At 70.8% G+C, this 23,580-nt stretch carries 23 protein-coding genes; 22 read left to right on the forward strand and 1 reads right to left on the reverse strand.

Annotation, left to right across the window (positions count from 1 at the left end):
• The first annotated feature begins 744 nt into the window (after positions 1–744).
• From ACLF6P_RS29040 to ACLF6P_RS29080, 9 genes are read left to right on the forward strand one after another with little or no spacing between them, the layout of a single operon-like run.
• Entirely contained in the window at positions 745–1,671 is a 927-nt protein-coding gene (locus ACLF6P_RS29040; protein ID WP_415954393.1) for a conjugal transfer protein, read from the forward strand.
• Complete coding sequence (locus tag ACLF6P_RS29045) at positions 1,668–1,991, forward strand: hypothetical protein (protein ID WP_415954394.1); 324 nt, start codon at positions 1,668–1,670, stop codon at positions 1,989–1,991. The genes ACLF6P_RS29040 and ACLF6P_RS29045 overlap by 4 nt, the downstream gene beginning before the upstream one ends.
• Positions 1,988–2,602 (forward strand): hypothetical protein, encoded by a 615-nt coding sequence (locus ACLF6P_RS29050; RefSeq protein WP_415954395.1) that lies wholly within the window; start codon positions 1,988–1,990, stop codon positions 2,600–2,602. Before ACLF6P_RS29045 ends, ACLF6P_RS29050 begins: the two co-directional genes overlap by 4 nt.
• The gene (locus ACLF6P_RS29055; protein WP_415954396.1) at positions 2,599–5,322 is read left to right on the forward strand and encodes an ATP-binding protein; all 2,724 of its coding nucleotides are present in this window, start codon (positions 2,599–2,601) and stop codon (positions 5,320–5,322) included. The genes ACLF6P_RS29050 and ACLF6P_RS29055 overlap by 4 nt, the downstream gene beginning before the upstream one ends.
• Positions 5,319–5,675, forward strand: coding sequence for a hypothetical protein (locus tag ACLF6P_RS29060; RefSeq protein ID WP_415954397.1), 357 nt, complete (start codon positions 5,319–5,321; stop codon positions 5,673–5,675). Before ACLF6P_RS29055 ends, ACLF6P_RS29060 begins: the two co-directional genes overlap by 4 nt.
• On the forward strand, positions 5,675–8,338 hold the full coding sequence (locus ACLF6P_RS29065) for a hypothetical protein (RefSeq protein WP_415954398.1): 2,664 nt from the start codon (positions 5,675–5,677) through the stop codon (positions 8,336–8,338). Before ACLF6P_RS29060 ends, ACLF6P_RS29065 begins: the two co-directional genes overlap by 1 nt.
• A gap of 47 nt (positions 8,339–8,385) precedes the next feature.
• On the forward strand, positions 8,386–9,498 hold the full coding sequence (locus ACLF6P_RS29070; RefSeq protein WP_415954399.1) for a C40 family peptidase: 1,113 nt from the start codon (positions 8,386–8,388) through the stop codon (positions 9,496–9,498).
• Positions 9,495–10,115, forward strand: a complete 621-nt coding sequence (locus ACLF6P_RS29075; protein ID WP_415954400.1) for a hypothetical protein — start codon at positions 9,495–9,497, stop codon at positions 10,113–10,115. The genes ACLF6P_RS29070 and ACLF6P_RS29075 overlap by 4 nt, the downstream gene beginning before the upstream one ends.
• Entirely contained in the window at positions 10,094–12,721 is a 2,628-nt protein-coding gene (locus ACLF6P_RS29080) for an ATP/GTP-binding protein (protein ID WP_415954401.1), read from the forward strand. The genes ACLF6P_RS29075 and ACLF6P_RS29080 overlap by 22 nt, the downstream gene beginning before the upstream one ends.
• Positions 12,722–12,885: 164 nt before the next feature.
• On the opposite strand, the gene ACLF6P_RS29085 is transcribed toward ACLF6P_RS29080, so the two are convergent.
• Positions 12,886–14,202, reverse strand: coding sequence for a serine/threonine-protein kinase (locus ACLF6P_RS29085; RefSeq protein ID WP_415954402.1), 1,317 nt, complete (start codon positions 14,200–14,202; stop codon positions 12,886–12,888).
• A gap of 392 nt (positions 14,203–14,594) precedes the next feature.
• On the opposite strand from ACLF6P_RS29085, the gene ACLF6P_RS29090 reads away from it, so the two are divergent.
• The 13 genes from ACLF6P_RS29090 (at position 14,595) to ACLF6P_RS29150 (ending at position 23,580) form a co-directional block, all read left to right on the forward strand.
• Positions 14,595–14,921 (forward strand): hypothetical protein, encoded by a 327-nt coding sequence (locus ACLF6P_RS29090; protein WP_415954403.1) that lies wholly within the window; start codon positions 14,595–14,597, stop codon positions 14,919–14,921.
• 379 nt (positions 14,922–15,300) lie between these two features.
• Entirely contained in the window at positions 15,301–15,897 is a 597-nt protein-coding gene (locus tag ACLF6P_RS29095; RefSeq protein ID WP_415954404.1) for a hypothetical protein, read from the forward strand.
• 89 nt (positions 15,898–15,986) lie between these two features.
• Positions 15,987–16,766 (forward strand): ATP/GTP-binding protein, encoded by a 780-nt coding sequence (locus tag ACLF6P_RS29100; RefSeq protein ID WP_415954405.1) that lies wholly within the window; start codon positions 15,987–15,989, stop codon positions 16,764–16,766.
• 20 nt (positions 16,767–16,786) lie between these two features.
• Positions 16,787–17,503 carry an SAF domain-containing protein gene (locus ACLF6P_RS29105; protein ID WP_415954406.1) on the forward strand — a complete coding sequence of 239 codons (717 nt, stop codon included), beginning with the start codon at positions 16,787–16,789 and terminating at the stop codon, positions 17,501–17,503.
• A gap of 2 nt (positions 17,504–17,505) precedes the next feature.
• Positions 17,506–18,465: a hypothetical protein gene (locus ACLF6P_RS29110; RefSeq protein WP_415954407.1), complete on the forward strand. Its 960-nt coding sequence runs from the start codon at positions 17,506–17,508 to the stop codon at positions 18,463–18,465.
• The gene (locus tag ACLF6P_RS29115) at positions 18,458–20,017 is read left to right on the forward strand and encodes a CpaF family protein (RefSeq protein ID WP_415954408.1); all 1,560 of its coding nucleotides are present in this window, start codon (positions 18,458–18,460) and stop codon (positions 20,015–20,017) included. Before ACLF6P_RS29110 ends, ACLF6P_RS29115 begins: the two co-directional genes overlap by 8 nt.
• Positions 20,017–20,922 (forward strand): type II secretion system F family protein, encoded by a 906-nt coding sequence (locus ACLF6P_RS29120; protein WP_415954409.1) that lies wholly within the window; start codon positions 20,017–20,019, stop codon positions 20,920–20,922. The genes ACLF6P_RS29115 and ACLF6P_RS29120 overlap by 1 nt, the downstream gene beginning before the upstream one ends.
• A 2-nt stretch (positions 20,923–20,924) precedes the next feature.
• On the forward strand, positions 20,925–21,815 hold the full coding sequence (locus ACLF6P_RS29125) for a hypothetical protein (protein WP_415954410.1): 891 nt from the start codon (positions 20,925–20,927) through the stop codon (positions 21,813–21,815).
• Between the two features lie 24 nt (positions 21,816–21,839).
• Complete coding sequence (locus tag ACLF6P_RS29130) at positions 21,840–21,986, forward strand: hypothetical protein (RefSeq protein WP_415954411.1); 147 nt, start codon at positions 21,840–21,842, stop codon at positions 21,984–21,986.
• Between the two features lie 49 nt (positions 21,987–22,035).
• Positions 22,036–22,236 carry a hypothetical protein gene (locus ACLF6P_RS29135; RefSeq protein WP_415954412.1) on the forward strand — a complete coding sequence of 67 codons (201 nt, stop codon included), beginning with the start codon at positions 22,036–22,038 and terminating at the stop codon, positions 22,234–22,236.
• 47 nt (positions 22,237–22,283) lie between these two features.
• The gene (locus ACLF6P_RS29140) at positions 22,284–22,652 is read left to right on the forward strand and encodes a TadE/TadG family type IV pilus assembly protein (protein ID WP_415954413.1); all 369 of its coding nucleotides are present in this window, start codon (positions 22,284–22,286) and stop codon (positions 22,650–22,652) included.
• Positions 22,649–23,137 (forward strand): TadE/TadG family type IV pilus assembly protein, encoded by a 489-nt coding sequence (locus tag ACLF6P_RS29145; RefSeq protein ID WP_415954414.1) that lies wholly within the window; start codon positions 22,649–22,651, stop codon positions 23,135–23,137. The genes ACLF6P_RS29140 and ACLF6P_RS29145 overlap by 4 nt, the downstream gene beginning before the upstream one ends.
• Positions 23,134–23,580 carry a TadE/TadG family type IV pilus assembly protein gene (locus ACLF6P_RS29150; protein WP_415954415.1) on the forward strand — a complete coding sequence of 149 codons (447 nt, stop codon included), beginning with the start codon at positions 23,134–23,136 and terminating at the stop codon, positions 23,578–23,580. The genes ACLF6P_RS29145 and ACLF6P_RS29150 overlap by 4 nt, the downstream gene beginning before the upstream one ends.

A 23,580-nucleotide genomic window follows, 5' to 3' on the forward strand; every position in this document is an offset into this window, starting at 1 on the left:
TCGGCACCGCAGCAATGAAGGGCCCGTGTGCCGACGGTCGGCGGTCTGCCGCGGTGGGTCGCAGGGCATGCGCGTAGCTCATGTGCCCACTCCACGGGGGCGGGTCGACCGGAACCCGGGCCGGGCGGCCCGACCCTGCGTCACGATCTGATGACGTCCCTGTCCGCGCCGGGTGGTCGGGGCGACCACTCCCCCGGCCGCCGTGCTCGCGCCGGGTTGCCGGGCCGCTCTCCACGAGACACGTGCCTCGAGGCGCGTACCCCCTCGACTGGTTCGGGCATCGGCTGCTGCGCACACAGGATGCGCGGTCACCCCGCTGCACATCGCGCTCGGGTATGTCGCTGCGCACTGCGCCACGGGTGCTGTGCGTCACGCTGCTGGCTGTGCGGTGCGGTGCGCAGGACGCGGTGCGCACTGGCCCCCTTGGTGCGCACCGCCCGGGCCGCCGCGGAGGACGCGCGTGCAGCAGTTGATGCAGCGCTCATGCCAGCTGTGCCCCCGGTGGGTGCTCGCTCTCCCTGTCGGCGTGGCGGGGCTGTGGTCCGTGGATCGAGGACGATGCGGCCGTGCTTCCCGGTGGGCTCTGAGCTGGGCGGTCGGGGCAGTGGTCGGTTCGACCAGTACCCCGACCGGTGTTTTGTGGCCGTCTCGTGACGCTGGTCGGGGGTGACTGGTCGACGGTCCGGTCAGGCTGCACGGGTCTTCTCGAGGTCAGCAACAGTTCGTTCTGACCTGGGAGTTCGCATGAGTCCTGCAGAGAAGGTCCGGGAGGGCACAGAGGCCGCTCCCGTGGCTGCGGGGGCGGTGCTGCACACGATGTATCGCCGGGTGTGGCTTGGCCGCCTCGCGGTGGCGGGCGCCCTCGCGGCCGGCCCGCTCGCTTTGGCGGTGGCTGTGATGGCGCCCTCGCCGACCGTGTCGGCGGCTCCGAAGCCGGTGCCGGTGAAGCTGCCGGTGGCGCCGGCGGATCCGTCGGGGTACGCCGAGGTGTTCCTGGCCGCGTGGCTGCGCAGTAGCGATGCGGATGCCGATGTGCAGGCGCGGGTTGCGCAGGCGATGGCTCCGTCCGTCGCGCTGCCGGAGCCGGCCGGTGATGTGCAGCGGGCCGCGGATGTGCATGCGGTGCGCAGTGTGCAGCGGGCGGGCGGGCGTTGGTCGGTGACGGTGGCTGCGCAGTACCCGGACGGTGCGGTGCGGTACTTCGCGGTGCCGGTCGTCGCGGCCAAGGATGGCTCCGCGTTCGTGGTGGAGTCGGCTCCGGGTCGGGTCTCCGGTCCTGCGGTCGCGCCGGTGCCGGATTCCGCGTACGGGGTGCCGCTGGACTCGGGCAGCGAACTGACGGCGACGGCGGCCGAGTTCCTCAGGGTGTACCTGTCCGGTGACGGCCAGGTCGACCGCTACCTGGCGCCGGGCGTCGTGCTGGCTGGTGTGGCGTCGGGCGGATACACGGATATCTCGGTGCGGGCGGCCACCGCCGACAGCGACACGGCGGCCGCCGAGCAGGTGCCCACGGACGGCACGAAGGTCCGGCTCCTGGTCGAGGTGTCCGCGACCGACAGTGCGGGCACGTGGCCGCTGTCGTACGAGCTGGAGATGTCGACGCGGGCGGGACGCTGGGAAGTGGCCGCTCTTCTGTCCGGCGCTGCGGCCACGGGCGGTGACGCCTCGTGAAGAACGTCATCCTCGCCGGGCCGATCGACAACCTGGGCGACAACTTCATCGACATGCTCAAGGACTGGGGTTCCGGGGCGCTGGTCGCGATCCTGATCGTCATCGTGGCGATCGAGGCGGGGCGCCGCCTGTCGATCAAGGCAGGGATCGGCGCGCTCCTCCTGATGATCATTGCGCTGGGGTTGTACGCCGCGCGCAACGACCTCGCCGGCATGTTCGAGACCGAGATCAAGGAGGCCAGCACGGAAGGCGCTGCGGCGGGGAGCGCGCCGCCGGTCGCCGGGCTGGACGCGGACCGTGGCCTCGGTGGTGCCCGGTGAGCGGCGAGGCCTCCCGCCGGGTGGGCCGGTTCTACACTGCGGCGCGGCGCCACCCGTGGGTCCTGGGGAAGATCGGTGACTTCCGGCTGTGGTTCGGCCCGTACAACCCGGCGCAGATCGCTATCGCTGTCATCGGTGCGCTGCTGCTGATTCTGACGGTGTCGTGGTGGACCGCGCTGGGGCCACTGCCTCTGGTTGTGTGGCTGCTGGCGATCTGGGCGGTGCGCCGCCCGCGGATCGCCGGGCGGGCGCCGCTCGCGGCGGTCGGCGGCTGGGTGACGTTGTGGTGCAAGCCCGCCGCCGGGCAGATCGGCGGGAAGCGGGCCAGGGACAAGAAGCCGCAGGTGCTGCTCGGCGGTTTCACCCTCGAAGACCTCCCCTGCCCCGCCGCCGGCGGACGACGACGGTCTGGGCGTCGTGCCGCGCCGGTGCGGCGGGTGCGCACGGAGCGCCGTACGGCGGCAACTGCGCGGCCGCCGCGGCCCGGGAGTCAGCCACGGCCCGCGCCGTCGCGCGAGAGGCGCCGCACGCCCGCGGCGGCGGGGCCGGTTTCGTCGGTCCAGCAGCTGGCCGCCCGGGCGGCAGCCGTGTCCGAGGAGCGTGCGCGGTGAGGGTTCCGATCCGGCATATCGCCGGCCATCTGGTGTGGTCCACGCACGGCACCGTGTGGGCGGTCTACCGTCTCCACCCCGGTCCGGACGAGACGGGCGCGGGCGAGGAGATGGTGCAGGGCACCTATGTGCCCGCCGCCGTCCGGGAGCAGCTGCTGGGCAGGGTGACGCACCTGGTGCGGTCCTTGTCCGGGGCGCCGCGGCTGTTCGGGCTGTGCGCGCAGGTCGACCCGGGCGAGATCGCGCTGGCCATGGTCGACGGCGTCGATCCTGCCGCGGCGCAGCTGACGCCGGACGGCGAGCATCCGTGGGCTCAGACGGTCGAGGCGGCGCTGGGTGTCCTGGAGTACCAGGAGATGCACCGCCGCACCCTGTGGCTGGCGGTGCCGCTTCAGGCCGAGGGGCGCGGGCTGAAGGTGTCCGCGGCCGTCGGCGCGGTGTGGGCGGAGCTGTCCGCCGTACTCGGCATGCGGCAGGGGCCGGTGCAGCGCGGCGAGGTCGCCGCCTACCAGGAGCAGGCCTCCCGGGTGGAGGCGCAGCTGTCCGGGGCGATACCGCTGCGGCCGGCGCGGCCGGCCGAGGTGGTGTGGATGGTGCAGCACGCCCTGCACCGGGGACTTGCCGAGCCGCTGCTCTCCGATGCCGAGTCGAGCGCCCTGTATGGCGGGCAGGTGCGCGGCGGGACGCTGCGGTCGCCGAGCTACGCCGAGCTCGGGCAGGTGCGTATCGCCGAGGGCGGCACCGGCCCCGTCGCCGAGGAGCAGGCCGAGGACCACACGGCGCAGCGCGGGCCGCGGGGACGGGCTCAGGCCAAGGCCTCGTCGCCGCTGGCGCGGCGGTGGCTGGAGGTGGAGACCGAGCAGGGCACCGGGTTTCAGGCCCATTTGGCGCTGGCGGAGTGCCCGCCGACGGTGGCCGCGGACTCGGCGGATCTGTTCGCGCAGCTCGAGGTCCTGGAGTACCCGGTCGATTACGTCATCGACCTGACGCTGGTGGAGGCGGAGAAGGCGAAGGCGCAGGTGCAGCGCAAGCGCACCGAGCTCGTCGACCAGGCCGACCAGTACGACGCCCGCCCCACCGGCATGCCGTCTTCGCTGCTGCAGGCGGCCAAGGACCTCGGGGAGCTGGATGCCCGGCTGTCGCAGACCTCGGTGGAGGTCGAGGTGCAGTCGGTGACGAGCCTGGCGGTGTGGGCGCCGACGTCACAGCTGTGTGATGCGCGGGCGCGGTCGCTGGCGGCGCTGCTGGGCAAGCTCGACTACCGGGCGGTGCGGCCGACGGGTCTGCAGGAGGCGCTGTTCACGCTCGGTCTGCCGGCGACGGTGCGGCCGCAGCCGGTGCGGGAGTTCACCCAGCACCAGCTCAGCGAGGACTGGTCGATGGGCGGCGCGTTCACCACCATCGAGGTCGGCGACCCGAACGGGCAGCTGATCGGGTTCGACCTGGACTCGGGCACCACCCGCCCGGTTCTGATCAACCTGGCGAACGCGCCCCGCTCCGACTCGTCGGCGAGTTTCGGCATCGTCGCCGACCCCGGCGGCGGCAAGAGCGTCATGGAGAAGGCCCTCACCATCGGCGTGGTCGACCGCGGCGAGCGGGCGATCTGTATCGACCGCACCCCGTTGAAGGAGTGGGCGCTGTTCGCGCGGTCCGCGGCCGCGGGCCGCTGCCAGATCATCGACGTGGTCGGCGCCGAACTGTCCATCGACCCTCTGCGGATCTTCGCCGGGCATCCGCAGGCCGCGCACTACGCGTTGAGCTACCTCACGCTGCAGCTGTGCATCGGGCCGATGAGCCCGCAGGGCGGCGTCCTGCACCGCGCCGTCGAGATGGCCGCCGCCTCACCGCAGCCGTCGATGCGGCTCGTCCTGGACGCGGTCGAGGAGATAGCGGGGCAGGGCGGATCGCTCGGCGACACCGCGGCGTCCCTGCGGAACATGCTCGGCATCGTCGCCGACAACCCCCTCGCCGCCATGATCTTCGACCCTGCGCTGCCTGTCGTCCAGCTCGACGAGCACATGACCTCGGACGTGATCGTGTTCACCACGGCCGGGCTGACGCTGCCGCCGAAGGAGGCCTTCGGGAACATCGATGTCCTGCACCAGCAGCCGCTCGAGGCGTTGATCGGCCGGGCGGTGCTGTATCTGATCGCGGCGATCTCCCGGCAGGTGGCGTTCAGCGACCCGAACCGGTTCTGCGCCCTGGCCGCGGACGAGCTGTGGTGGCTCACCAACTCCGCCGAAGGGTCCGCGCTCGTCTCGGAGTTCCTCCACGACGGCCGCAAGCACGGCGCCGGGCTCATCGCCGCCGCGCAGGACGAGGAGGAACTCGGGCCCGATCGAGGGCTGATGGCGTATCGGGCCGCGGGCCGGATCACCGACAAGAAGCGCGCCCGCCGCGCCCTGGAGTTCATCGGCCTCGACCCCGACAACAAGGAGCTGGTCGAGCTGGTGACCACGAAGCTCTCCCCTGTGCGCCGCGGCCCGAATGGCAAGCCGCTGGCGGACAACCCGAGGGCCGGTGAGGTGCTGCTGACCGGGCCGCGCATGAACACCGGCCGCATCAAGGTCGCCATCCCGGACGTCAAGCGGATCGCCGCCGCCATCAAGACCACCCCCGAAGAGACCACCGCCGCACCCAACCGGCGCGACGTCGGCCGCGAAATGGTCGACGCCGCCCAGCGAGCCGGCGTGTCGGTGACGAAGGAGAGCAGCCGATGAGTACCCGGATCTGGGACCGGGCCCGGCGCCGCGCGATGGGCTTCGCCGTCGCCGCGGTCGCGACGGGCGCCCTGACAGCGACCCTGCTGATCGGTTTCGCCGTGCCCGACGGCTGGTGGCCCACCACGGGGCAGGCCTTCGCCTCCTCCGCACCCGAGACCGGTGCCGGTGCGGATGATCCGTGCGATCTGGTCGTCGGCCCGGCCAAGGACTACTGCCGCGGCCAGGGCTTGCTGCAGGGCGCCGCGCCCGCACCCGAGTTCGACGCGGTCGACGCGTGGATGCTGCTTCCGCCGGCCGTCGGCATCCTCGCGCTCACCGCGTACCGGCTGCGCAGCGCACGGAGGCCGTGATGTGGCGCCCGGACCGGGGACCGTGGCGGACGGCACGGCACGTCGCCGTCCTCACGCTGGTGTTCCTGATCGTCAACACCCAGGTCGCGTACGCCGCGGGCAGCAACAGCGCGGGAGATCTGCTGTCCCCGCTGAACGTGACCACGTCCGAGGGTGTGCCGATCAACGGCTACGAGCTGCACGCGGAGGGCGGGTCGCTGGTCGACTTCAGTTCCCAGTTCGCGTCGATGGCCCTGTCCGGGCTGTTCTCCATCATTCAGGTGCTGGTCGGGCTCGGCTGCTGGGCCGTGGAGTTCGCGTTCCGCTTCCCGCTGATCAGCATGCTTGCCGAGCCGGCCCAGCAGGTCTCGGATGTGTACAACGACCTGGTCGTCAACAACCTCGGCCTCAAAGGTCTGATGCTCTCCTGGGCGTTCGTGTTCGGGCTGATCCTTTTCGTGCGCGGCAAGATCAGCAAGGGTCTCGGCGAAATTGTCCTCACCCTGATCATCGGTGCGCTCGCCGCGTCCATGTTCGTACGCCCGGACTATCTCCTCGGAGAGAACGGGCCGATCGCCCAGTCGCAGCAGGCGGCGGCGGAGGTCGCACACACTGCGGTCGGCAACTACAACTGGGGCGGCCACATCTCGTCGGAGGAGCTCGATGAGTGCTCCTCCTCCACCGGCGCGGCCCAGCAGTACTGCGAGGAACGCCGCGGCGACCAGAAGATCATGCCTTCCGAGGTGGCCCGGCCGATCCAGGACGCTACGACGAACGCACTGGTCGTGAAGCCGTACATGCTGCTGCAGTACGGCCGGATCCTCGACCCTGCGAAGGAATCCGACCGCAAAGCATATGCCTTGCACCTGAAGTGGGTTGTCGGCGGCTACGACAAGAACCAGGTCAAGGAGGGCGACGACCCCTGCAGCCTGATCATTGGTCCGGCCAAGAAGTACTGCCAGAACGGCGATATCAAGGGTTCGGACAAGCTGCCCGAACTCACCCCCGGCGGGGACCTCCTGGACACCATCAGCCCGGTGGTCAGCGGCGAGGACGCCCAGTTCCAGGTGTTCCTGAAGGACCTCGAGAAGGCCGGCCCCGTGGGCAAAGCGGCCGCCGCCTACGCGCAGAAGGCGGACTGGTGGCGGGTCTGCTCCGCTCTGCTGCTCCTCCTCGCGGTCCTGATGATCACAGCGATCCTGGCGTCATCCGCGATGATCCTGCTCGGCGCGGAGGGCGCCGATGTCGGCGGCGCCGCCGGGGGAACACTCGCCTTCGTGTGGGGCATGCTGCCCGGCCCGAACCGGCAGGTCATCTGGAAATGGCTCGCCCTGTTCGCGGCGTCCGTGGCGGCGATGTTCGCCGTCTGCATGTTCCTGCCGCTGTACGGCATGGCCATCGACACGGCGCTCACCAACGGCCCCGACCTGGTGGCCGAACGGATCCTGCTCCTGGACGTCCTCGCCTTCCTCGGGCTGGTGTTCCACCGGTGGATCATGACGCGGATCTCCCAGATGGGCCGCTCCATGGCGGTGCGGATGCGGTTCGCGAAGGTCGGCGGCACGCACCTGCCCGGCGACACCTCCGAGATCGGCGCTGCCCTGGCCATGAACGGCGCGGGCGCCGCGGGCGGCTTCGGCTACGGCGGAGGCCTGCGCTCGCTCGCGTACGGCGGCGGAGGGTTCACCGGGCTCGGCACCCGGCACCGTTTGATGGGGCACCTCGGTGCGATGGCGGACGGCGCCGGCATGCCGTTCGACCCTGGCCGGATGCTCGGCGCGGGGCTGGCCGAAGCCGGCCGCGGGCTCGCGCCGCTCGGTCTGGCCTCGGTCGGCGCGCGCCTGGGGATCCGCGGCGCCTGGGGTCTGGCCGTCGGCAAACACCCCGGGGCGGAGGCGCTGGAGCGGTGGCGCAAGCCGACCGCGGACGCTGACCCGAACAACGTCGCGGCCGGTCAAGACGGGCTGCGGCGCGGGCCGCGCGACCGCTACCGCGATGCGGACGGCCAGATCTCCGACGCAGACGGGCACTCGCTGCACTCCCAGAGCACAGATCGCACGCTGCTGTCCACGCGGGCGCACAACCGGCTGGTGCGGCTGCGCGGCTACCGGATCCTGAACCGGGGTGGCCGCCTCGCGTACGGCTCCACGGTCGGGCTCGCAGAGAACCTGCGCCGGGGCCGCGGGCACGCCCGGGATCTGCGCTCGGATGCCCGCCAGCAGGTGCAGGTGTGGCGCAACACGGCCCGGCGGGACGGACAGGCCTGGTCCGATGCCACCGTCGGCACGGCCCGGCGGCACACCGCCGAGTACGGCTCGGACTACGGCGGCGACGGCTTCACCCGCCGCCGCCTGACTCCGGCCCCGTCCGGATCTGCGACCGCGGTGCGCGCCGCGTCCGAGCCGCCGCTGGACGTCGGTCCGCCGGACGACACGCCGCGCAGCCAGTGGCCGCCGATGGGATCGCGGCGCGTCTCCGCGCGCCCGAACTCGCCCTCGCCGAGACCTCCTTCGGCGTCGCCCGGGCCGACCGCGTCTGCGCGCGGGTCGGGGCTGCCGGGCGGGCGCAGTCCGCGGGATCGGGCCCGTGAGGAGGCCGCCGAAATGATGCGGCGCCTGATGCGCAACGCCGAGGAGGAACGCCGCAGGCGTGAGCGCGGCGAGAGCGACGGGGGCGAGTCGTGAGCGCGCCGCGCCCGAGGCGTCGCCGGTGGGGACGCTGGGGGTGCCTGGTGTTCCTGCTGATGGTCGCGGCGGTGTGCTGTGCGGCGCCGATCGCGGGAGGGCTCAGCGCGCTCGCCGCGCTTCAGGGATCAGGGGACGGCTTGGACGACGACTTCGCGAATGCCGGGTTCGTGGCGGACATTCCGCCGCGGATGCTGGCGGCCTACAAGAAGGCCGCCGCGACAGTCGGCAAGCACGTCCCGAAGTGCAAGGGCATGGCTTGGCCCGTCCTCGCCGGGATCGCCAAGGTCGAGTCCAACCACGCGTCCGGCCGCAACATCGCCGACAACGGCGACATCCGGCCCAAGATCCTCGGCGTGCTCCTCAACGGCTCCGGAGCCGGCGGCAACACCAGCGTGTTCCCCGACACCGACAACGGAAAGTGGGACGGCACCGCCACCGGCGAGCGGGCCGTCGGCCCCTTCCAGTTCCTGCCCTCCACCTGGGAAGGCGTCGGCCAGGACAACAACGGCGACGAGAAGGCCGATCCGCACAACGCGTACGACGCGGCGCTCGGCGCGGCGATCTACCTGTGCGGAGGCGGCCGCGACCTGACGAAGAAGTCCCAGTTGCGCTCGGCGCTCTTCCAGTACAACCGGTCCAACGCCTACGTGGAGAACGTGTCGAACTGGATCAGCCAGTACCGGGAAGCCGCCAAGGGCCCCGACCTGAGCGGCGCGCCGAAGAAGGTCCGCACTGTCGTCGAAGCGGCGCTCGCCCAGCGGGGCGTGCCGTACTCGTGGGGCGGCGGCAACGCGAAGGGCAAAAGCACCGGCCGGTGCTGCTCGCCGAGCGGAAAGACCGGGGCGAACATCGTGGGCTTCGACTGCTCGGGCCTGGCCGTGTACGCGTACGCCAAGGCCGGCATCACCCTGCCGCGCACCGCGGCTATGCAGGCCGGGCGGGGCAAACGGATCCCCGCCTCCGCGGGCAAGGATGCCCTCAAGCCCGGCGACCTCGTGTTCTACGCCTTCGCCCCGGGCCGCGACTCCACCATCCATCACGTCGGGATCTACGTCGGCGGCGGCCAGATGATCAACGCCGCCCGTCCAGGCACCGATGTCCGCCTTGACCCGGTAGACGCCATGCCGGGATATGCGGGAGGGGCCCGGCTGCTGTGAAGAGTGCGAAGAGGAAGCCGACGGCGGGGGAAAAGTCGCCGTGGCCGATGGCGTGCTGCGCGCTGCTCCTCGCCCTGGTCTCTGCTGCAGTGCTCAACCTGCCGGGCCAGAAGGCATCGCCACCGCACACGGCCGCTCGCCCCTCCGCTTCCCCGACCGCCGAAGCCACCCCTTCACCCGGCGGCGAGGAGACCGCACCGCCGGGCGGGCCGAGCCCGGCGCCGGGCGCTGTGCCGGCGCGCGGCGAGGGCAGGGCCGCGGACCCGGCGATCCAGGCGCTGCTCGAGGGGACCTGGCCCAGGGATCTTCCGCCTGGTACGGAGCAGCAGCTGCTGCCGGTGGGGCGCGCGGTGCTGATCGCCGATGTCACGGGGATCGGCCGCAACGAGTTTCCGCAGCTGTTCGACGACGGCGCGGCGGTGGTGCCGGCGTTCAGCCGGGTGCGGGTCCAGGCCGCCATCGCGCGGCGCGGCAGCAGACCGGACACGGCGGTGGTGCATCTGGTGTGGGCCGGGGCCGATCGCGGCGGCACCTACAGCGAAGGCCGCATCGCCGACGTCACGTTCACCCGAACCGAGAAGAAGGGAGAAGCGGCATGGACACCGCAGCCGTCATAGGGGCCGGTCAGGCGGCAGTCGGCTGGGCCGGCGGCCTCCTCCACGCAGTGGAGGTGGCCGCGGTGTGGCTGCGCGAGCACTGGTGGCTCGTGGCCGGTGTGCTGGCCGTCGGATGGGCGGGCGCCGAGGTCCTGATCCGGCATCTGGCGGCCATCGCGTCCAAGGAGCGGATGGCGCTGGAGCTGTATCCGGCCAAGCACTTCGACCCGGGCCTGGAGCAGATCTTCCGCCGCGGCATCCAGCTCGCCCGTGCCTCCGGGATGCAGCCCTGGTGGACGCCTCGGCGCAGCAAGGCCGTACGGATCGCGATCCGCGCGGACGGCACGAGCCCGTTCCGTACCCGGATCGAAGGACCGTCCGGCGCGGAGAGTCTGCTGACGATCAGCGCCTTCGGGCCGGACGTGCGGATCGAGAAGGCCGAACCGCTGCTCGACAAGAAGCGCGAGCACATCGTGCGGGCCGAGTTCGTGCTGCGCGGCGACCCGGTGGCGGCGCTGCGGGAGGTGCCGCTGGAGCCGGATCCGCTGCAGCCGCTCATCGACGGCGTCGCCGACCTGCGCGCGGATCTGGGGGACCTCGCCGAGGTGTGTGTCGACATCCAGAAGGCCCCCAAGTGGGCGCTGCGCGCCCGACGGTTCCAGGTTCTGGCCAAGGCGCGTCAGCGCGAGCGCCGCGAGGCCGAGCGCTCGGCGCGGTGGGCGCGCCGGGATGCCGCCGCGGTCGACGAGTCGATCGGGTCATGGTTTCAGCAGCTGTTCACCCACGGCCGCCCCGCGGCGAACAGCAGCGGGCGGGGGGTGGTGCTGCCGTCGCCGCACCGGGTGGACCGCGACGAGGCGCTCGGCAAGCTCGCCGAGTCCGCGCAGCTGGTGCGGGTGCAGATCCTCGTGAAATGCTCCAGCAACACCCAGGGCCGCGCGCAGGCGCGGATGGCGCAGGTCATGGCCGGGCTCGATGTGTTCGGCGGCCGCGCGAAACTCTCCACCCGCGGCTTCACCTTCGGACCCTTGCGGGTGGGGGCGGACCACTGGCCGTTCCTGAAGAGCTTCGAGTACCGGTGGGCGACCGGGCAGTGCCGCGCGCCGCGCCCGAACTGGCTTCGCCTGGACGAGCTGACCGGGTTCCTCAAGCCACCCACCCGGCACGCGCGGCTGCCGGTGCTCGCCGGGGAGCTGCCCACCTTCGACTTCGACGACCCGTCCCTGCTCCTGCAGGGCGTCTACCGCGGCCCGGACGGACGCTCCCGGCTGGTGGCGACCCGCACGGAACAGACGCTGTTCGAAGTCGGCGTCGGCAAGGCCGGCGGCGGCAAGACGGAGCGCGCGCTCGCGCAGGCCATCGGTGTCGCGCACGGCGGAGGCGGGCTCCTGTTCGTCGACCCGCACCGGGACTCCTGGACGCGGGCCTCCACGTTCCTCGCGCACGAGCAGCTCGCCGCCCGTGTCGCCCTGATCGACCTGACCGTCACGGGCGATCAGGCGCGGGTCAGCTCGTGGAATCCGCTCGACATGCACCGTCGCCCGGCCGGCGAGCAGGTCGTGGACGCAGTCGTCGACTCCATCGCGACGATGCTGGGCTGGCAGGACGTCGAAGCCCCCAGGGCGCTCACCATCCTCACCGAGGCCCTGTCGGTCCTGGTCGCCGTGAACGAGGCCGCCTGCGAGGCGGGCCGACCGCAGGACCAGGCGACCCTGTTCCAGATCCGGCCGCTGCTCACCGACCCCGCCTTCCGGGCCGCGTGCCTCGCCGTCGCCGGGCCTCGCCTTGATATGGACACCCAGGCCTGGTGGACCACCACGTTCCCGACGTTCCAGCCGGATGCGTTCAACGTGGTCCTCAACCCGCTCGGCCGGCTCGGCCGCAACCCCGTCACCCGTGCCTTCCTCGGGCAAGGCGTCGGCACGTACGACATCCGCGCCGCCATGGACGCGGGCATGGTCGTGTGGATCTGCACGCCGGGCAACACGCCCAACGACCGGCTCCTGCTCACCATGCTCGCCCGCGACCTGCTGCGCGCCGGACGCTCCCGCCGCGACACCCCACAAGAGCAGCGGCGGCCGTTCCGCCTGTACTTCGACGAACTGATCACCCTCACCGGCGCCTCGCCTGAGACGTTCGCCGAAATGGTGGAGGAGTTCCGCAAGTTCAAGCTCCGCGTCCACGGCATGACGCAGCTCATGGCACGCCTGCCCAAGGCGGTTCAGCTCTCGCTGCTCCAGAACGCGTCCAGCCTGTCGACCACCACCGGCTCGCGGGCCGCGATCTCGGCGGTCACCGCCGAGTGGGGCGACAACCCCAGCCCCGACCGGGTGGTGGCGCTCGACCAGTTCCACCACTACGCGTCGTTCACAGTCGACGGCCGCCGCATCGGGCCGCTGCTCCTCGAGGGACCGCACCTCGACGACGACCTGAAGCGGTGGGCCCGCCCCGCGGACCGGCAACGGCTCGAGAACGCGGCGCTCGCCAACGCCGAGGCACGGCCGATCGGCGAAGCGGCCGCCACGGCCGACAGTCAGGGCGAGCGGGTCCGCTCCTTCGTGTCCGCCTCCGCCAGCCGGGTCGATCTCAAGAAGCCGGACACCGAGAAGCCGAAGGACTACCAGTGACCTCCACATCACGCGAGAAGGCCGCGTCGCCGTTGCCGATCCCGGTCACGCGGTCTGTTCCGGGTCTCCCGCCGCATCGCGGACTCGCTCGGTTCGGCACGGGGTGCGCGCACGGAGCGGCCGTGCAGCCGTCCGGTCGGCGGGGGCTTGCGGAGGCTGAGGTATCAGATGCCGCGGCCGAGGAGCCGCATGGGGGCCTTCGCGAGGATGATGCGCCGCTCGCCGTACCGGGACGTGAACACGATGACGGCCATCGCACCCGGGCCGGGATGCTGGTGCAGCTCGACGATGGTGCCGATCCCGTACGTCATGTGCTCGACCACGTCACCGATTTCAACCTCGCCGACCCGTGGCCCGGGCGCGGGGCCCCGCAGCTCTTCTTGCCGTCGCCGCTCGCGCTCCTCGATGACGGCGCGTCCGTACGGGAGCGGTGGGGCGGGCACCGGGTCTTCCGTCTCTCCGGGGCCCAGCGACCACCAGTCGAGGTAGGACCGGTCTTCCGGCTGCGGCGCGGACTGCGCGGGCACGTCTGGTCGGTGGAGCGGGACTGCGGCCGGGCGACGGCGCTCGGTGGGATGGTCCCAGACCGGCACCGCGTCGTCGTCCTCGTCGTCGAGGTAGTCGGAGAGAGGGCGGCGCGGCTGGCCCGGGCGGGCTACGGACCCGTCGCTCACCGCGGCTTGCGGTGTGAGCGCCTCACGGAGCTGCTGTGGGGTGGGGCGGCGGTGTGGCTGTTTGTCCAGGCAGACTGCGAGTGCGGGCAGCAGCTCGGGCGGAGCATCCCTCAGGTCGGGATCGTCGTGCACCACCTTGTACAGCAGGGCCGTTGCGCTGGTGGCGGTGAAGGGTCCGTGCCCGGTGGCCGCGAACGTGAGGGTGGCGCCGAGGCTGAACACGTCGCTCGCCGCGGTGGCGTCGTCACCGAGGGCCTGTTCGGGCGCGAAGTAGCCGGGGGTCCCCAGCACCACGCCGTAGGTGGTCAGGGCCGGACCCGTGGCGTTGGCTTTGGCGATGCCGAAGTCGATGATGCGGGGGCCGTCGTCGGTGAGGACCACGTTCGACGGCTTCACGTCCCGGTGGACCAGGCCCGCAGCGTGGATCGCGGCGAGCGCATCGGCCAGGCCCATGCCCAGCACCCGCACGCCGTCAGCGGCCAGCGGGCCGTGTCCGGTGACCTGGCGGGTCAGGTCGGGGGCGTCGAGGTGGGCGGAGGCCACCCAGGGGACCGCGGCCTCGCAGTCGGCGTCGATGACGGTGGCGGTCCAGCGTTCGCTGACCTGACGGGCCGCAGCGACTTCGCGGCGGAACCTCTCCCGAAAGGACGGGTGCTGGGCGATGTGCGGGTGCACCGTCTTTATGGCGACCGGTTGTCCGCCGGGGGCGTGCCCGAGGAAGACGGTGCCCATGCCGCCGGCACCGAGCCGGCCGGCCAGCGCGTAGGGACCTATGCGGTGCGGGTCACCGGGTTCCAACGGCTGCATCGCGCCTCCGGTATGTGGGCCGTCGCCCCGCAGCGTACCGGCACCGATCATGCCTCGCGCCGTGGTTCTGCACGCGGACCTCCGAGCGGAGGCAGGCACGTCCAGGCTCCTACAGGCCCTCGCGCAACACCCTTGACCGTTGCTTCAGCAAAACCATAGTTTCGTATGCAACGGCTCGCCTCATTGGATCAGCCCTATGGCAGGCGACGTTGGGACTTCCCATGCACAAGACGAGCACATCAGTTCACCTCCGCGAACCTACATCGTCGGTGCGGTCCGCCCAGGAGCAGCACGACCGGGTTCCGCCGCCCTCCCCCACGGGGCCCGGCCACGACCACCGCGGGCCCACTGCCCGTGCGGAGGACGCCGAATCCGAGCGAGGGCCCTGGCCGGTGCGTACCGACAGCGTGCGTCGGCACAACGGGATGGTCGAGCTATGCGGCACGTTCACGGAGGCCGACCTGCAGCAGCTGCAGCGGTCGGTGCCGGCCCGGGTCATCACCCGCGGCCTCGGCCGGATCCTCATCTGCCCGCCCGGCACCCGCTCCGTCGAGCACCACAACCGCGGCCTGGTGCTGCTGCGCGGCTTCTTCGAAGCCTCCGATCTCGCTGCCATACGGACCCTTCATCCCGAACAAGCCGTGACCCAGGCCGGCGACCAGATCACCATCTGGCCCTGCGGCGTCGACAACACCCGCCTCGGCACAGGGGAAGCGTGATGCTCTGCTCTCCTGGGCACGTCGTTCGAGATCCACAGTTCGGACACGGATGGACAGCGTGGTATGCGCCTCCGAGCGGGTGCGGTGAAATGGTCATGTCGACCAATCGATTTGCGCTGCTTAAGGAGCAAACCCTTCCGGGGGATTCGCGCGGGGAACGTGCGTATCAGCTACACACTCCCGAAACGCGTTCTTCGACCCCTCTGACTGTTCTGAACTGCAGGAAGAGGGTGGGGAATTGCCGCGAGATCACGTACGGTGCTGATGACGCCACAGACAGGGAACCGTCATCGCGTCAGCAACGTGGATGGGGTTGTGCCGATTTGCTTCGGTACGGAGACGTCCACCTGCGCGGTGGCTATGGCACGGGGAGGCCGTAATGGCATCGGCAGCGCATGTTCAAAGCGCCACGGGCTCGCGCAATCATCGCTTCGGGCTGTGCCTTGTGATCCTACTCGGCGCCTCACTGGTCGTCGGCTGCAGCAAGGACACAGAGCCTTCCTCGGGCGCGACGACGTCGACCCCGCCCGCGCCCACAGCGTCTGCACCAACCGACCCCGACGCCGCCGAGAAGAAGGCGCTCAAAAAGGTGTACGCCAAGTTCTGGGAAGCACAGGCAGAGGCATATGCCAAGGGGTCTAGCAAGGGCACGAATCTCAACGACTACGCAACAACCGATGCGCTGGTCGCCGCCGAGAGCGACCTGCTGGATCTGCAGCAACAGGGCATCGTCACCCGCGGCAAACCGACGAGCACGGTCAGCCGGGTCTCCGTCGATATGGATCGCAAAACCCCCAGTGGCCGCTTGACCGACTGCCTGGACACCGAGGGCTGGACGTTCCACTACAAGGACACCGGTAAGCAAGTACCGCGCTCGGACAAGCGCATCCTGCGATACATCGCCGAGGTCGAAGCCGAGAAGTGGGGGAAGCAGTGGATGATCACAAAGGTCACTCCGTCAAAGCGCAAGTGCTGATCAGCGCAGTCGCAGGCATCGCGACAGCTTCGTTAGTGGCGCTCGCGCCTCCAGCACTGGCGGCTCCTCCCGAAGGAGGCGAGTGCGACATGGACGTCGTCTACGTGTCCTGCGAGGCCACTGAGGAGACCACTCTGCCCGGCAGTGACGCCAAGCCTGCAGGGAACAAAGGCCAGCCCGGCAAAGCCGATCCGGATGCCCCTGTCTGCACGGTCACGAAGATGGACCCTCAGCCGGAAGCGGGGCATCCCCTGTGGGAGGGCCACAAGCCTGGTGACGGGGCGGTGTACGTGCGAGCGTGCTCGAAAAGCTGGTTCGGGGACGCGGGCGGCCTCGATGCCGACATGTTCGGCGGAACGTTCTGGGCTGCGGATCCCCCTCCGGCCGTCGATCCGGCGCTGCTCGCGCTGCAGGCCGTGAGCAAGATGAAGCTCGCCGGCCCCGACATCGCAAGTCCTCGTGCCGCGGGTAAGTACGGCGTGAAGGTGCCGATGTGGCTGTGGGTGGATCCGGCGCCGAACACCTTCGGGCCGATCACGACGTCGGCGACCGCGGGCGCAGTGACGGTGACCGCGACGGCGAAGGTCTCGTCGATCGCCTGGGACCTGGGCGACGGCAGCGAGCCCGTCACCTGTAACGGGCCGGGCACGCCGTACAAGACGTCCTACGGCATGGCGACGTCCCCGGACTGCGGGCACCGCTTCACCAAGGCCTCGTCCGACGCGGCGGGCGGCACGTTCACGGTGACGGCGACCGCGACCTGGACGGTGGACTGGGAGGTCGTCGGCGGGGGCGAGACCGGGCAACTCACCGAGGTTTTCGACTCGCAGGTTCCGGTGACGGTGCTCGAGTCGCAGGCCGTCAACTAGCGCAAGGCGAGAGGAACGACGTGGACACCCGTACATCGCTGCCGCCGCAGCCGCAGCTCGGCGGCGGTCAGCGCCAGCCTGATCTCCCCATCAGCTCGGGCGCGCGGAAGTCGGTGGCCCCGCGCAGCAAGCTGGTCAAGGCGCTGGCCGGCGTGCTCGTGATGGTGCTCGGTCTGCTCATCGTCATCATGGCCGTGAACCGGGCCGGGGACCGGGTGCCGGTCCTGGCGCTCGCGAAGGATGTGCAGGCCGGTGAGGAGATCGAGGCGAGCGATCTTGTGGTGGCGTCGATCGCCAAGGATCCGGTGCTGTCACCGATCCCCGCGTCCGAACGCTCGGCGCTGGAGGGGCAGCGGGCGGCGGTGGATCTGCGCAAGGGATCGCTGCTGACCCGGTCGCAGCTGCAGACCGGCGGTTGTCTCGGTGATGACCGGCAGATCGTGGGCATCGAGCTGAAGCGCGGCATGGCGCCGCGGGATGTGCTGCGGGCCTGTGATGCGGTGCTCGCGGTGGTCCTTCCCCCGCAAGGAGGCGCCGGGCAGGGTGCGAAGCAGGACGATGCAGGGGCGCCGCCGGTGCAGATCGAGGCGACCGTGCTGTCCGTTGGCTCGACGGATGCGTCGGGCGCCGTTGTGGTGAACGTGGCGGTCGCCGAGACGGACGGTCCGCTGCTGGCGACGAAGGCCGCGGCCAAGCAGGTCGCGCTGATCCGCCAGCCCCGCGGATCGGAGCAGTAGCGATGGCGTTGATCTCGTTGGTGTCCGCGGCGTCGGACGGGGTGACCACGTCCGCGGCCGCGCTGGCGCTCGGCAGTGAGCGGCCGGTGCTGCTCGCCGAGTGCGACATGTCCGGAGGCACGTTGCGTGGCCGCCTGCTGCGGGAGATCCGCCGGCCGTTCGGGCCGCCGGATGCGAAGGGACGGGTGCAGCAGTGGGAGCCGATCGGCCCTCATATCGGCCTGCATAAGGTCGCCGAGTCGTTCTTCGCCTCTGGCGGGCAGGATGAGGCGGATTTCATTCGGCAGGTGGAGCCGCATTTTTGGCCGCTGGACGACTCCGATGAGCGGTTCGCGCTGCCCGGGTTGATCGATCCGCGGCAGGCCGCGTCGCTGCGTGAGGTGTGGCCGAGCCTGGTCCACGTGCTGCAGCTCGTCGATCAGCAGCTCAAGGTCGATGTGGTGGTCGACGGCGGCCGGATGGTGCTGGAGGGCGGGCATCCGCACCCGGTGCTGGCGCCCACGCCGCTGCTGCACCAGTCGGACATCGTGCTGCTCGTCGTCAGGCTCGGTGATACGGCGTCGGTGATGCTGGCGGCCCCGATGGTGGAGGCGCTGCAGGACGAGCTGTCCCGCCACGGCACCGGCGCCCGTGCCCTGGGGCTGCTGACCCTGGGCAACGGCACGCGCCGCGAGTTTCATCCCGGACAGGTGGAGCGGGAGTTGGACGCCCCGGTGCTCGGCTCGCTGGCGTGGGACGAGACCGCGGCCGCGTATCTACACCAGGGCGGGAAGCCGCCGCGGAATCTGCCGCGCAGCGCGCTGCTGCGCGGGGCGCGCGATGTAATGCAGCCACTGCGCGCGCACGCCAATCACCGGCGTCTGCAGATGCAGATCAAGCAGGTACAGCCTGGCTCACCGCAGGCAATGGCGCAGATCCGGAAGCTGGTCTTGGCGCAGCGGCAAGGAGCTGTCCGTGGCTGACACCCCTCACTACAACGGCAACGCCCCGGGAGGCCAGGGGCGCACCAAGCTCGGTGCGATGCTGAACCGTCACCAGGCCGCACAGCCGCCCCCTCCTCGGGTCATGCCGTCTACGGCGCCGGCGCACCCTGTGCCCGCGCAGAGTCAGCCCGCTGCGCCGACTCCTGTTCCGGGGCCAGCTGGCCCTGCGGACTTCGCGGCCGCGGTCGAACTGCCGGGCGCGTTGCCGGTGGAGCGCAGTGTGATTCAGGATCTGCGGCTTGAGGTCGCCGAGGATCTGCGGAGGGAGCGGGCCCGCCGCGGCGGCGCGGGCTTCATGCCTCAGGAGGAAGAGCAGCTGGCCGACGTGTTCGCGCAGCGGCGGGTTGCCGCGTGGCATGCAACGAAGCTGAACGAGAAGGAGCCGCTGACGCGCGAGCAGCTTGACCTGGTCCGTGTGGAGATCCTGAACCTGACTTTCCGGGCCGGTGTCCTGCAGCAGATCCTGGATCGGCCGGGCGTGCAGAACATCGACATCGATCTGCATCAGAAGGTCATGTTCGTCGACGACACGGGCCGGCCGCGGCAGCGTCTTTCCTGTCCGTTCGATGATGCGCAGCAGGCCCTGGAGTGGGTCAACACGATGGCGCAGCAGTCCGGGCATGGTGAGCGGCAGCTGGCGCCGGCCTCTCCGTTCGTGCGGTTCCGGTTGCCGGACAACTCCCGCGTCGCCGCGACCTTGATGGCGTCCAACATCGTCATCTCGATCCGTAAGCACGGCGGCGCGAACTGGCGGCTGACGGACCTCGAGCGGCTCGGCACGATCGATCCGCTGATGCGGGAGTTCCTTGCTGCTGCGGTGCGGGCGCGTCTGAGCATCATCGCCATGGGCGACATGACGGCAGGGAAGACCACGCTGGTGCGGTGCCTGGCTCGTGAGATCCCGGCGGAGGAACGGCTGATCACCCTGGAGACGGAGTTCGAGCTGTTCTTGGACACCGATCAGACCCTGGCGCACACGGTCGCGTTCGAAGAACGCGAGTCCAACGGTGAGGACGGGGCCGGCCAGTTGACGATCGCCGACATGTTGCCGGAGGTCCTGCGCTACAACGCCGACCGGGTCCTGGTCGGTGAGGTCCGGGGCCAGGAGGCCGAAGCCATGATGGAGGCCATGTCGATGGGCATGGAGGGGTCGATGTGCACCATGCATGCCAAAAAGCCCGAGGAGTTCGTCGGTCGGCTCGTACTGCGTCTGGCCAAGGCGGGCCTCGATGAGCGCAGCAGCCACCGGCTCATCGCGAGTGCCGTGGATTTGATGGTGTTCATCGAAAGACGCCCGAACGGCGCGAAGGCCGTGACCCATATCTGGGAGGTCGACGGTCTGGGTGAGGGGCACACGGTGGTCACCAACCCGCTGTTCGCGCTGAACAAGGAGACCGGTCGTACGGTGCCGACGCTGTATCCGATGACGCCGGACCGGGCGGAGAGGATCGCAGCTGCGGGGTTCGATCCCCTGCTGCGCGCCCGGTATCCGCAGGGTGCGTGGCCGCCGGCTGATCGGCAGGCTTCGTGATGGGCCGCGCACAGCTGACGCTCCTGGCCATCGCCGGGGCGCTCGTGTTCCTGAGCGGTGTGTACGGCACGGTGGCCGCGGTGCGCGGGAAGCCGCTCACTGTGCGCCGCCGCCGGAGGGGCGGGCTGCGTACGGCGATCGAGGAGCTGCCCGATCCGTGGCGGAACAACTACCGCACCGTGGTGGGCGCGGCGGTGATCGGCGCCGTGCTGGTGTGGGTGGCGACCGGCCGGCCCGTACACGGTCTCGTCGTCTTCATCGCGGTGGCCGGTCTGCCGTTCCTGCTGCACCCGGGCGGTTCGGCCCGCGCCGAGACCGAGCAGCTGGAGGCGATGTCGGACTGGCTGCAGCAGGTCGCCTCGCTGGTCTCCTCCGGCCGGCCGATCGATCAGGCCCTGCACGCCACCCTGCCCACGATCCCGGCGCCGCTTCAGTCCCCGGTGAGCTTGTTGGCGGTGCGGTTGAGTGACGGCATGCCGCCCGCGCAGGCCTACCGGTTGCTCGCCGACGACCTGGGCACCCTGTCCGGCGACGACCTGACCCAGGTGTTGATGATGCACACCCAGACCCGCGGCGCGGGCCTGGCCGAGGTCCTCAAGCAGATGGCCATCAAGACGGCCGACAAGGCAAAGGGGCTGCGTGAGCTCGATGCCGCCCGGGCCCGGACCCGGCGGCGGGCCCGCAACGTCACGATCATGACGCTCGCCGTGATCGCCATGGGGCTGACCGGTGCCGGCTACACATCGTGGTACGCCACCGGCGCCGGTCAGCTCGGCTTGACCTTGGTCAGTGCTGTCGTCGCCGGGTCTCTGTTCTGGCTGCGCAAGCGTGCGCAGATGGATGAGGAGCCCCGGCAGTTGAGGACCGCCCAGGAGCGGGCCGCGCCCCTGGAAGGAGGGGCCTGAGCGTGAACGTGTCGTTGCCGGCGGTCGTCGGTGCCCTGCTGGCGATGGGCGGCGCCGTGCTCGCGATCCGTGCCCTGCTGCCCGAGCGCCCAGATGTCGTCGAGGTGCTGCGCCGCTCCCCCGTCGCCCCCGTCACCGTGGTGCAGTCGGACAGGTCGTCGCCGGCCTGGGCCGAGCAGCTCGGCGCCCGGTTGGTGAAAGCGCCGGCGGTCGCGGCCCGGCTGCCGGGTCAGGACCTGAAGCTGCTGGAGCGGACACCGGCCGAACTCGCCGCCAAGTGCGTGGCGTACGCCGTCGTGGGCCTCATGGCGCCGCAAGGCTTCGTATTGCTGGCCGCGGCGGCCGGCACGCCCCTGCCGCTTCCGGTGCCGTTCGCGCTGGCCTTGGTGTGCTCGGCGTTCATGGTGTTCAAGTGCATCGACGACGTTCGTGACGAGGCCAAGGCGCTGCGCCACGAGTACCGGTACGCGGTCATTTCACTGCTGGAGCGGCTGGTGCTGGTGCGCTCCGCCTCCGCCGGTGCGGGCGGTGCGCTGATCCAGGCCGCCTCGGTCGGTGACCGTAAGCCGGCCATGCAGATCAGCGCTGCACTCGATCACGCCCGGCTCACCGGCACAAACGGCTGGACGGCGCTCGAGCGGCTCGGGCACGACCTCGGTGTCCCGGAGCTGTCTCACCCCGCCCGCGCCCTGGCCCTGGCCGGCGAGGAACGCACCGCGATCAACCAGACCCTGGCCAACCAGATCGACCTTCTGCGTACCGCCCTGCACACCGACCGCATGACCCGCGCGAACCAGGCCTCGGAGCAGATGGAACTGCCCATCCTCGCCGTCGGGCTGTCGCTGGTGCTGTTCATGGTCGTCCCCGCCATGGTCCGGATCCTCAACATCTGACCACCTGAGCCCCTGGAGCCGCCCATGTCCAGCAACCGCGCACCCCGCGCCTCCCAGGCATTCCGCAGCTACGTCCGTGACCCACGCAACGAGCCCCGCATCATCGGGTTCACGCTCGTGCTGATCTTGCTGTTCCTCGGCTACTTCGCGATCCGCGTACTCACCATCTAGCGCTCGCGCCGCACCCATCAGGTTCCTGCGTCCAGTTATGGAGAAGCTCGTGTCCAAGTCCCGCGTCACCCGTATCAGCCAGGCGATTCGCCGCTATTTCGCCAAGGTGCGCTCGGCCGCCACCGACGCCGGTTACTCGGTCACCGAGTGGGCCGCGATCACCGCGTTCGGAGGGTTGATCGCCGGGGCCATCTACGTGGCCATCAACACCAAGGCGCAGGAGAAGATCACCCAAATCCTGGGAATCTGACCATGCCCCTCCACTGGATCCGCCGAGCCCGCCGCATTCGGGCGTGGATGTCCAGGCAGGGCGACCGCGGCGGAGGTGTCATCGACTTCGCCGTGGCCTTCCCGCTGCTGATCATCCTCGCGCTGACAGCTATCGAGACGGGCCTGTACTTCCATGCCCGCTCGGTGGCCGCACACGCCGCGCAGGCCGGTGTGGATGCCGGACGCGTCCACAACGCGCCAGCAGGAGCCGGTGCCGAAGCCGCGCGGGACTACCTCGCGAACACCGGCAAGTCGGTGGAGGATCCGCAGGTCGTCGTCGACACCGACAGCGACCAGATCGCCGTCACCGTGACCGGAAAGGTCACCAGCCTGGTACCCGGCCTGTCGTTCACCGTCGAACAGCGCGTCCAAGGGCCGGTGGAGGAGTTCCGGTGAACCATCTTCAACGGTCCACGACCCCGACCAGCCCTGCGGTGCGGTGGCGTCGCCTCACGCGCCTGCGGGCACGCGCAGCGGACGACCGCGGCAGCGCAGCACTGGGCCTGGCGGTGTTCACCCCGGTTCTGATCGCCCTGTTGTGCATGGTGGCGATCGCCGGGCGCATCCAGCTCGCCCAGGGCGTTGCCGACGCGGCGGCGCGAGACGCGGCCCGCACCGCGTCGCTCGCCGACGTTCCGGCCGAGGCCGAAGGCGCGGCACGCGATGCGGCGCTGGCGTCCCTGTCGCGTTCCGGGATGACGTGCGCCGACATTGACGTCACGCTCGAAACCCAGGAGGGCACGCTGGGGGCGAGCGGCACGGTCACCGCCACCGTGTCGTGCACCGCGCCCCTGGACGACATCGCCTTTCCCGGGGTTCCCGGGGCCAAAACGCTGAGCGCGACGATGACCAGCGTGATCGACGAGTGGAGAGCTTCGTGACCTCAGCGGGCACATGGGTCGTGCGCACGCTCCGGCGCGGCGGTGATCGCGGCTCGGTCGAAGTCGCGATGCCCCTTATCGCCCTGACCTTGTTCATCATCCTGGGTCTGGTCGTCGACGGCGGTGGCGCCCTCAACGCCAACTCGCAGGCAACCTATGTCGCGCAGGAGGCCGCGCGGGCAGGGGCGCAGCGCATCGACCCCGGCCAGGCCATCACCGGCGAGGCGATCGTCGTCGACCCCGACGCCGCGGCGGCCGCGGCCCAGGCCTACCTCGCCGCCCACGATCTGGAGGGCACCACCAGGGTGTCCGCCGACGGCAAGACCCTGTTCGTGACCGTGACCGGAACCTACGACACCACCTTCGCCTCCCTGATCGGCTACGACACGTTGCCGGTCACCGGGGAAGGCCAGGCCACCCTGCTCCATCAGCCCGGAGGCTGA

Origin of the sequence: Streptomyces lothianensis (assembly GCF_047779955.1) — a bacterium.
Taxonomy (GTDB): Bacteria; Actinomycetota; Actinomycetes; order Streptomycetales; family Streptomycetaceae; genus Streptomyces.